Below are 7,409 nucleotides of genomic sequence, written 5' to 3'. Positions count from 1 at the left end.
GGGGGGGGGGGCGCCTCGCTGCCCGTCACCGACGGAACCGGCGGCGCCCCGGTGCGGGTCGGTCCGCTCGGCGGCGAGGGCCAGGGCGGCTGACCCGTGTGCCGTGGGGGCGCCCGCGCCCCGCCCGCCGGGGCCGGCAGCGCCGGGAGCCATAATCGACGGGTGAGCGCAGAGAACGGCACCCCGGACGGCACCGCGGGCTCCCCCGGAACACCCGCCGGTCCCCGGCCCGAGCCCATCCGCTTCTTCGGCACGACCTGGGTCGACCACTCCGGCGGCTACACCGCCCGCCGCGTCGGCGTCGCCGTCGGCTCCCTCGCCGCCGCGGCGGCCGCCTGCCTCGTGCTGCGGCTCGCCTACGACGGGCTCGCGATCGCCGACGTGGGGAGCTTCGTCTCGCTGCTCATGGTGGTGATGTTCGCGATCTGCAGTTCGCTCGCCTTCCGCCACACCTGGTCCTCCTTCACCCGCCGCCCGGACCCCGACCGCCAGGCCTCCCTCCGCGGCCTGCTGTCCATCGGCTTCATCGGCTCCCTCCTCGCCTACTCCGTCCGCTCCCTCACCGAGGCCCCGGGCGAGAAGCTCCGCCGGGCGGAGTACGACCGGGCCCGTGAGGAGTACGACAGGCGCGTCACCCGCCGCACGGGCAACCCGTCGAAGAGGCGCCGCCGCCCCTGACCCCACCGGAAAAGCACCCCTCGTCCCTCCGCCGCCCGGCCACCATGGCCGTATGACGACACCGAGGGCCGACCAGGTCACCCGAAGCACGCGGGCGTACTCCTTCAACACGGCCGCCGCCCAGTACGCGGCTGGCCGCCCCTCCTACCCGCCCGCCCTCTTCGACACGATCGAGGAACTGACCGGCCGCCCCCTCGCCGGCTCCCGGGTCGTGGACGCCGGCGCCGGCACGGGCCTCGCCACCGCCCGCCTGCGCGAGCGCGGTGCCGACGTGATCGCCGTCGAGCCCGGTGAGGGCATGGCGGCCGAGTTCCGCCGCACGTTCCCCGGCGTGCCCGTCGTCCGGGGCAGCGGCGACGCCCTCCCCCTCGCCGACCACTGCGCCGACCTCCTCACCTACGCCCAGGCCTGGCACTGGACCGACCCCGCCCGCGCCGTCCCGGAGGCGGTACGCGTCCTGCGCCCGGGCGGCGCGCTCGCCCTGTGGTGGAACCGCGACGCGCTCGACGTGCCGTGGATCGCGCAGGCCGACGCACGCGCCGGCCGTCACTTCGGCTTCGACGTCTCCGCCGAGAAACGCGACCTCGACGCCCACACCGCCGATCTCACCGGCCACCTCGACGTCGTACGCCGCGACATCCGCTGGAGCCGCAGGGTCCCCCTCGACACCCACCTGGCCAACCTCGGCAGCCACTCGCTGTTCCTGCTGCAGGAAGAGGAACGCAGCGCGGCCTACCTCGCCGAGGAGCGACGGCACGTCCTGGACGTCTTCCCCGACGGGATCGTCGAGGAGACGTACGACGTCCTGCTCCTCCTCGCGATCACGCCCGCATCCGCGACCACACCCCTGGCCACGACGGCTTGACGGCGCACACGGCCGGGAGGAATATTCATCACATGATGAATTACTCCTCCCGGCCCACGGAGGAACCGGCCGTCCACGCCCAGGACCTCACCGTCGTCCGGGGCCCGCGCACCGTCCTGCGCGGCCTCGGCTTCACCGTCCCGCGCGGTCAGGTCACCGGCCTCCTCGGTCCCTCCGGCTGCGGCAAGTCGACCCTGATGCGCGCCGTCGTCGGCACCCAGGCCAAGGTCACCGGCACCCTCGACGTCCTCGGCCACCCCGCCGGTCACCCCGCCCTGCGCACCCGAGTCGGCTACGTCACCCAGGCCCCTGCCGTCTACGACGACCTGACCGTCCGCCAGAACCTCGACTACTTCGCCGCGATCCTCGACCCCGGCCGGGCTTCCGCCGACCGCCGCCACGAGAACGTCACCCGGGCCATCGCCGACGTCGACCTCACCACCCACGCCGACACCCTCGCCGGGAACCTCTCCGGCGGCCAGCGCAGCCGCGTCTCCCTCGCCGTCGCCCTGCTCGGCACCCCCGAACTGCTCGTCCTCGACGAACCCACCGTCGGACTCGACCCCGTCCTGCGCCGCGACCTGTGGCAGCTCTTCCACACCCTCGCCGCCGAACGCGACGCGACCCTGCTGATCTCCTCCCACGTCATGGACGAGGCCGAGCGCTGCGACCGCCTCCTGCTGATGCGCGACGGCGAGGTCCTCGCCGACGACACCCCCGACGCCCTCCGTACCCGTACCGGCTCCGAGACCGTCGAGGCGGCCTTCCTGCACCTGGTCGACCGGGCCGCCGCCCAGGGCCGAACGAAGGAGACCAGCCGATGAGCACCACGACCCCCGCGCCGGCCCGCGCCCTCAGCGCCGCCCGCACCACCGCCACCGCCGCCCGGGTCCTGCGCCAGCTCCGCCACGACCCGCGCACCGTCGCGCTGATGATCCTGGTTCCCTGCCTGATGCTGTTCCTGCTGCGCTACGTCTTCGACGGCAGCGCACGCACCTTCGACAGCATCGGCGCGTCACTCCTCGGGATCTTCCCGCTCATCACGATGTTCCTGGTCACCTCGATCGCCACCCTGCGCGAACGCACCTCCGGCACCCTCGAACGTCTCCTCGCCATGCCCCTCGGCAAGGGCGACCTCATCGCCGGCTACGCCCTCGCCTTCGGCTCCCTGGCGATCGTGCAGTCCGCCCTCGCCACCGGCCTCGCCGTCTGGTTCCTGGGCCTCGACGTCACCGGCAGTCCCTGGCTGCTCCTCCTGGTGGCCCTGCTCGACGCCCTCCTCGGCACGGCCCTCGGTCTCTTCGTCTCGGCCTTCGCGGCCTCGGAATTCCAGGCGGTGCAGTTCATGCCGGCGGTGATCTTCCCCCAGCTCCTCCTCTGCGGCCTGTTCACCCCGCGCGACGCCATGCACCCCGTCCTGGAGACCATCTCCGACGTCCTCCCCATGTCCTACGCCGTCGACGCCATGAACGAGGTCCTCCGGCACACCGAGATGACCACGGCCTTCGTCCGCGACACCCTGATCGTGGCCGCCTGCGCCCTCCTGGTCCTGGCCCTCGGCGCGGCCACCCTGAAACGCCGCACGGCGTGATCACCCAGCCCGTCCGGCGTCCGAGGACGACACCCGTCCAGGGCTGAACAGGGACTCCGGGGGCGCAACCCTCGGGGGACGGGACGGGAAGGGGCGGTGGGCGCGAACCACGGGGACGGCAACCCGCCACCACGTCCCGCCCACTGGACGTCCCGCCCCCACCGGCCCCCGGGATGCGAGGATGACGAGGGACGACCCACCCCCGGAGGGCACCAACAGCCATGACCCAGCACGTCGCAGTCCTCGGCACCGGCAAGATCGGCGAAGCCCTGCTCAGCGGCATGATCCGCGCCGGCTGGGCCCCGGCCGACCTCCTCGTCACCGCCCGCCGCCAGGAACGAGCCGAAGAGCTCCGCACCCGCTACGGAGTCACCCCGGTCTCCAACCAGGAAGCCGCCAAGACCGCCGGCACCCTGATCCTCACGGTCAAGCCGCAGGACATGGGCACCCTCCTCGACGAGCTCGCCCCGCACATTCCCGCGGACCGCCTGGTCATCAGCGGCGCGGCCGGCATCCCCACGTCCTTCTTCGAGGAGCGTCTCGCCACCGGCACCCCGGTCGTCCGCGTCATGACCAACACCCCGGCCCTCGTCGACGAGGCCATGTCGGTCATCTCCGCCGGGAGCCACGCCACCGCGGACCACCTCGCCCACGCCGAGGGGATCTTCGGCGCCGTGGGCAAGACGCTCCGGGTCCCCGAGTCCCAGCAGGACGCCTGCACGGCCCTCTCCGGCTCCGGCCCCGCCTACTTCTTCTACCTGGTCGAAGCGATGACCGACGCCGGCATCCTGCTCGGCCTGCCCCGCGACAAGGCCCACGACCTGATCGTCCAGTCCGCGATCGGCGCCGCGACGATGCTCCGCGACAGCGGCGAGCACCCGGTCAAGCTCCGTGAGAACGTCACCTCCCCCGCCGGCACCACCATCAACGCCATCCGCGAACTCGAGAACCACGGCGTGCGCGCCGCCCTCATCGCCGCCCTCGAAGCCGCCCGCGACCGCAGCCGCGAACTCGCCTCCGGCACCAAGGACTGACGGCCGGCCCGGACTCCCGCACGGGACTCACTTCGCGGCGGACAGCACCTCCTCCGTCGTCACCACCGCCGCGAACCCACCCCCGTGCAGTGACACGGCCGACGCCCGCGCCAGCTCGTCCGCGCTCTGCCGCCAGCCGAAGGGCCCCTCCAGGTTGAAGGTGTAGGTCGCGTCGAACGCGACCACGACGTCGTATCCGAGGTTCCCGCCCATCCGCGCCGTCGTCTCCACGCACATGTTCGTCTGGATCCCGGCCAGCACCAGCTGCGAGATCCCGGCCTCCCGCAGCCAGGCCCCCAGGTCCGGAGAGCCGAGGAACGCCGAGTTCACCGCCTTGGTCACCAGCAACTCGGCCCCGCTCCCCTTCCCGCGCCGCCGCTCCACGTACTCCTTGAACCCGTTGCCCTCCTCCCCGGTCCGCAGCGGCGACCCGGGCTGGACCGAGTCGTGCCGCACGAAGACCACCGGCCGACCGGTCGACTGCCACCCGTCGATGAGCGCGGCGATGTTGTCGTCAGCCGCCGGATTGTTGCGCGTCCCCCAATAACCGACCTCCTCGAAACCCTTCTGCACGTCCACGACCACCAGTGCTGCGTTCTGCGCGATGTCCATGCAGCCGATCGTGCCGCCCGGCAGCCCTCGCTCCCAGAGGTACGGAAGTCATCGATCGATGGTTTACTGCCACGCATGGCAGCTCCCTACCGCGTGGCTCTCGTCGCCTTCCCCGGTATCCGCGCCTTCGACGTCTCCGTCATCACCGAGGTCTGGGGCCCCGACCGCACCGACCGCGGCGCTCCCGCGTTCGACCTGCGCCGCGTCGCCACCGACATCACCCCCGTCCCCATGCGCGGCGGCCTCACCCTTCTCCCCGACCGCCCCCTGACCTGGCTGACCGGCGCCGACCTGATCGTCGTCCCCGGCCTGGACGACCACCTCACCCCCGCACCACCTCCCGTCCTCGACGCACTCCGCCACGCCCACGCCCGCGGCACCACCCTCGCCGCCCTCTGCGGGGGCGCCTTCACTCTCGCCCAGGCCGGACTCCTCGACGGCCGACGCGCCATCACCCACTGGAACCTGATCGACCTCTTCCGCGCACACCACCCCCATGTCACCGTCGTGCCCGACGCCCTGTTCATCGAGGACGACAACATCTGGACCGCGGCCGGCACCGCAGCCGGCATCGACCTCTGTCTCCACCTGATCCGTCTGGCGCACGGGGCGGAAGCCGCCGCCACCATCGCCCGCTCCATGGTCACGGCCCCCTTCCGCACCGGCACCCAGGCACAGTTCATCGAGCACCCGACCCCACGGACCGACCGCGACGCCGACTCCCTCGCCGCCGTACGCGAGCACGCCCTGCGCCACCTGCACGAACCGCTCACGGTCGCCGACCTGGCCGCTCGAGCCGGCATGTCCCCGCGCACCTTCGCCCGCCACTTCACCGCGGCCACCGGCACCACCCCGCTGCGCTGGCTCCTCGACCAGCGCGTCGCCGCGGCCCAGCGCCTCCTCGAACGCACCGACCTCCCCATGCCCGAGGTCGCCCGCCGCGCGGGCTTCGGCAGCGAGGTCACGATGCGCCAGCACTTCGCATCGCGCCTCGCCACCAGCCCTCGCGCCTACCGGGCCGCGTTCAGCACGGGCGTCCCGGTATCCGATCCCGCCGGCAACAGCCCGATCGCCCGATAAGCGGCATCCACGGTCGGTCGAGCCATGCCCCGCGCCCGCTCCGCGCCATCCCGCAGCACCCCCTCCACATAGCCAGGATCCGCGCACAACTCCTTGTGCTTCTCCTGCACGGGCCTCAGCACCTCCACCACCGCCTCCGCGGTGTCCCTCTTCAAAGACCCGTACGACTCATATACACCGCCCAACGCCTCCGGGTTCCCACCCGTGCACGCCGCGAGGATCTCCAGAAGATTCGCCACTCCCGGCCGGGCCTCCCTGTCGTAGACGACGTCCCGCCCGCTGTCGGTCACCGCACGCATGACCTTCTTCCGCACCACGTCCGGCTCGTCCAGCAGGTAGACGATCCCCGGCCCCGTGTCGTCGCTCTTCCCCATCTTCGACGTCGGCTCCTGGAGGTTCATCACCCGCGCCGCCACCTTCGGATGCGTGGCCCGGGGCACCACGAACGCCTGCCCGTACCGCTGGTTGAAGCGCACCGCGAGATCCCTGGTCAGCTCCACGTGCTGCGCCTGGTCGTCCCCCACCGGCACCTCGTCGGCCCCGTAGGCCAGGATGTCCGCCGCCATCAGCACGGGATACGTCAGCAGCGACAGCCGTACGCTCCCGCCCCGGCGCTGTTCCCGGGCCGCCTTCTCCTTGTACTGGATCATCCGGCGCATCTCGCCGTCCGTGGCCACGCACTCCAGCAGGTAGGACAGCCGCGCGTGCTCGTCCACGTGGCTCTGCACGAACACCGTGCACAGCTCCGGGTCGAGCCCCGAGGCCAGCAGCAGCGTCGCCGCCTGACGGCTCAGCCTGCGCACGCGTGCCGGATCGTGGTCGACGGTGAGCGCGTGGAGGTCGACCACGCAGAACAGCGCGTCCGAACGGTGCTGGTCGACCGCGGCCCACTGCCGCATGGCCCCCAGGTAGTTGCCCAGCGTCAGGTGTCCGGTCGGCTTGATCCCGCTGAAGACCCGTGTCATCTCTTCTTCTCCCTCTCCTCGCGGAGGCCGCCGTCCCCGGCCGGCCGCCCCTCGGAGTCCCGGAGGGAGAAAGCAGAACGGCCGCCGAGGCGGCGGCCGTGAGTGCGCGCGTAGCGTCGGCCGCCGTCAGGCGGCCCACCAGAACTGGTTGTACGTGCGCGTGGTCATGGGGACCACAGTACGTGGGGGAGGCGGGGTCCGGCAGCGAGTTGACACGCCCCGGAGGGCTCCGTATGGTTCTCCGAGTTGTCCGACGTGAGCGCCGACTCCGGTCGGTCCCCGGACAGCCATTCCACGAGCACCACCATTGATCGACGTCAGCAGTCTGTCTGCGGGCGCGTCAATGGCGTGCGTATTCGTGGAATGAGGAATCCGCGCCCGAAAGGGAGCAGGACCCCGATTAGGTCGGGAGCCGGGACTCCGCTAAAGTCTCACTCGTCGGAACGGCCCAACGGCCGGAAAGACAAACCCCGCTGACCGGGAATCAGGCCCGAAAGGATCTGATAGAGTCGGAACCGCCGGAAAGGGAAACGCGAAAGCGTGAACCTGGAAAGCACCGAGGAAATCGGATCGGAAAGATCTGA

8 protein-coding genes are annotated in these 7,409 nt (G+C 71.8%); 6 read left to right on the top strand and 2 right to left on the bottom strand.

Annotated elements, in window-relative coordinates; translation table 11 throughout:
- Positions 1-162 precede the first annotated feature (162 nt).
- The 5 genes from IE172_RS34065 (at position 163) to proC (ending at position 4,168) form a co-directional block, all read left to right on the top strand.
- The gene (locus IE172_RS34065; RefSeq protein ID WP_190101246.1) at positions 163-678 is read left to right on the top strand and encodes an EamA/RhaT family transporter; all 516 of its coding nucleotides are present in this window, start codon (positions 163-165) and stop codon (positions 676-678) included.
- A 52-nt stretch (positions 679-730) separates the two neighbouring features.
- Positions 731-1,543: a class I SAM-dependent methyltransferase gene (locus IE172_RS34060; protein WP_190101245.1), complete on the top strand. Its 813-nt coding sequence runs from the start codon at positions 731-733 to the stop codon at positions 1,541-1,543.
- 32 nt (positions 1,544-1,575) lie between these two features.
- A complete protein-coding gene (locus IE172_RS34055; RefSeq protein ID WP_190101244.1) occupies positions 1,576-2,367 on the top strand; it encodes an ABC transporter ATP-binding protein in 792 nt (263 codons plus the stop codon).
- The gene (locus IE172_RS34050) at positions 2,364-3,134 is read left to right on the top strand and encodes an ABC transporter permease (protein ID WP_190101243.1); all 771 of its coding nucleotides are present in this window, start codon (positions 2,364-2,366) and stop codon (positions 3,132-3,134) included. Before IE172_RS34055 ends, IE172_RS34050 begins: the two co-directional genes overlap by 4 nt.
- A 221-nt stretch (positions 3,135-3,355) precedes the next feature.
- Entirely contained in the window at positions 3,356-4,168 is an 813-nt protein-coding gene (gene proC, locus IE172_RS34045) for a pyrroline-5-carboxylate reductase (RefSeq protein ID WP_190101242.1), read from the top strand.
- A 27-nt stretch (positions 4,169-4,195) separates the two neighbouring features.
- Here the strand turns inward: proC and IE172_RS34040 are convergent, their stop codons facing one another.
- On the bottom strand, positions 4,196-4,780 hold the full coding sequence (locus IE172_RS34040) for a cysteine hydrolase family protein (protein ID WP_190101241.1): 585 nt from the start codon (positions 4,778-4,780) through the stop codon (positions 4,196-4,198).
- Between the two features lie 75 nt (positions 4,781-4,855).
- Here IE172_RS34040 and IE172_RS34035 point away from each other — a divergent pair, with 75 nt between their 5' ends.
- The gene (locus IE172_RS34035) at positions 4,856-5,860 is read left to right on the top strand and encodes a GlxA family transcriptional regulator (RefSeq protein WP_190101240.1); all 1,005 of its coding nucleotides are present in this window, start codon (positions 4,856-4,858) and stop codon (positions 5,858-5,860) included.
- Here IE172_RS34035 and trpS read toward each other — a convergent pair.
- Positions 5,791-6,825, bottom strand: a complete 1,035-nt coding sequence (gene trpS / locus IE172_RS34030; RefSeq protein ID WP_190101239.1) for a tryptophan--tRNA ligase — start codon at positions 6,823-6,825, stop codon at positions 5,791-5,793. The genes IE172_RS34035 and trpS overlap by 70 nt on opposite strands.
- Between the last annotated feature and the right edge of the window lie 584 nt (positions 6,826-7,409).

The sequence above is a fragment of the Streptomyces griseoflavus genome, from assembly GCF_014649995.1.
GTDB classification, from domain to species: Bacteria; Actinomycetota; Actinomycetes; order Streptomycetales; family Streptomycetaceae; genus Streptomyces; species Streptomyces griseoflavus.
Note: the sequence above shows the minus strand (reverse complement) of the source record. Positions and strands in the feature narration are given on the sequence as shown.